This window comes from Okeania sp. SIO2B9, from assembly GCF_010672505.1.
Taxonomy (GTDB): Bacteria; Cyanobacteriota; Cyanobacteriia; order Cyanobacteriales; family Microcoleaceae; genus Okeania; species Okeania hirsuta.
The window spans coordinates 1-2,357 of record NZ_JAAHGK010001196.1; the positions used below are offsets into that span (position 1 = coordinate 1).

Below are 2,357 nucleotides of genomic sequence, written 5' to 3' on the forward strand. Positions count from 1 at the left end.
CGGCAGCTATATCGCGAAGCGTGATAGAGAAACTTTGGCAATTTTTGGAGATGTCTATTGGTAAGGTAAGTTCCGGCAACTGATGATTTGCGTTGGCGGAGCCTAGCGGCAGCTATATCGCTTCTTAAACCATACTATCAGTCTAAATACTTACTCAACTTTTACCATCTTTGCATACTACATTTTGTCGTGCGGAATGTGGGTTCCAATGGATAAACTATAAGTCTGGAAAATAACCCCAAAATATTTTGTGGTTTACTCAAACAAAAAGTTCTGTAATTATGCGATGGTTGAACCCAACTCAGTATAAAATAGACTATTTAAAATAGTAATATCTAAAATAAGTATGGTTTTTAATTGGTTCCGTCGTCAGTATAATGACAGCTCAGACAAAACTTCAAAGGAGACATCTAAACCTGAAGCTGAAAAAGAACAGAAAGAACAGGCAGAAGATAAAGTTGAATCACAAGCAAAATCAACAGAAGAGTCAGGACAGACAACAGAAGATTATTTGAGTTGGGCTAAAGCAGCTTACAAAAATCTTCAAGAAAAGAAAAAAAATGATTCACAAGAATCTCAAATCGCTACAGAGACCTCTGATGTAGAGGAAAAGCCAGAAAGTCAAACACCCTCAACAGAGACAAAAAGCGAGCCAATCATATCAGATACTCTTCCAATAATAGAGCATATTGCAGCAGAAAAACCAGAACCTACAGAAACAGATACCCTGGTTAAACCAGTTCCAATAGTAGAGGAAACCCCCTCTAGCCAAACAAAACCGACCGAAGTAGAAACTCAAGTAAAGCCAGATTCAATTGTTGAAGAAACTCAAACATCAGAACAACTACCTTTCTGGGCTAAGGCTCAAGCAGAAAGACAAGCAAGGGTAGAACGTCTCAAAGAAACAGCCATAGAAGAACCAGAACCAGAAACTCTTGAGAAAACAACCCTAGAAACTGAACTAGAAGAAATAGACCCCCTCATACTTGATGAAGCATTTCTCTGGTCAGCAGAAATTTTAGCAGCTCAAGGACGTCGCCCAGATCAAGTTTCTGTGGAAGAAATTTCTTGGCTCACGAAATTACGAAAAGGTTTAGATAGAACCCGACGCAACTTACTCAATCAATTACGGGCAATTGTTGGCCAAGGACCGCTAAATCAAGATGCGGTGATGGAAATAGAGTCAATGTTACTGCAAGCTGATGTAGGAGTAGAAGCAACAGACTTAGTTATAGAAACCCTACAAAATAAATTGCGTGAAGAAGTCTTACCCCCAGAAGAAGCGATCGCCTATCTGAAAAGCATTTTAAGAGATATCCTAGATCAGCCATTCAAAGATGCTGAAACAATTAGTCCTGCCTACAACTTAACTTTTGTCCCAGAAAAGGATACTTTGAATATTTGGCTGGTTAATGGTGTAAATGGGGCAGGTAAAACTACAACTATCGGTAAAATTGCTCATTTAGCTACCAAGTCAAACTATAGATGTTTAATCGCAGCAGCAGATACATTTCGAGCAGCGGCAGTAGAACAGTTAAAAATTTGGGGACAACGGAGTGAAGTAGAAGTAATTGCTAATGCAGGAAAAAATACCGATCCAGCAGCGGTAGTGTTTGATGCTATAGTAGCTGCTCAAGTCAGAAATACAGAATTATTACTGGTGGACACTGCTGGAAGACTACAAAACAAGAAAAATTTGATGGACGAACTGAGTAAAATCCACCGCATAGTGCAGAAAAAAGCACCAGATGCAGTGGTGGAATCTCTACTGGTTTTAGATGCTACTCTTGGTCAAAATGGTTTACGGCAAGCAGAAGTATTTGCAAAAGCTGCTAAACTCAGCGGAGTAGTCTTGACAAAACTTGATGGAACTGCTAAGGGTGGTGTTGCACTAGCTGTTGTCAAGCAACTAGGTCTACCGATTCGTTTTATTGGTGTGGGAGAAAGTCTAGAAGACCTCCGTCCATTTTCTAGTTATGAGTTTGTTGAAGCTCTTCTAAGTGGTTAAATATTCAGCACTCTTAATTGTTGAATATTGGTAAAGGTATGGTACTAGCAGTAGTGAAAAAACGGATGTATTTTTCGGTATTAAGTGTAGAAGTAATTAAGGTGGAAGTGTCAGACTATATAATTTTTATTTTCCTATGAGATGATAGTGTTGTTTGGGATATTTTTTAAGTTAAGAATTATCCTTGAAATTTACTTTGAACTACAGGAAATAAAAATAAACAAGCTAGATTTTAAGTTATTTTTCATACTAATTGTTACTAAATACTGAAAAAAATATCAACATTTAGCTTGTTTATTTTTATTTCCTGTAGTTCAAAGTAAATTTCAAGGATAATTCTTAACTTAAA

Annotated in this window: 1 protein-coding gene; it reads left to right on the forward strand. The window is 37.5% G+C overall.

The annotated features are described in order from the left end of the window. Positions 1-346 precede the first annotated feature (346 nt). Complete coding sequence (gene ftsY, locus F6K13_RS28870; RefSeq protein WP_287289264.1) at positions 347-2,008, forward strand: signal recognition particle-docking protein FtsY; 1,662 nt, start codon at positions 347-349, stop codon at positions 2,006-2,008. The last annotated feature ends 349 nt before the right edge of the window (positions 2,009-2,357 follow it).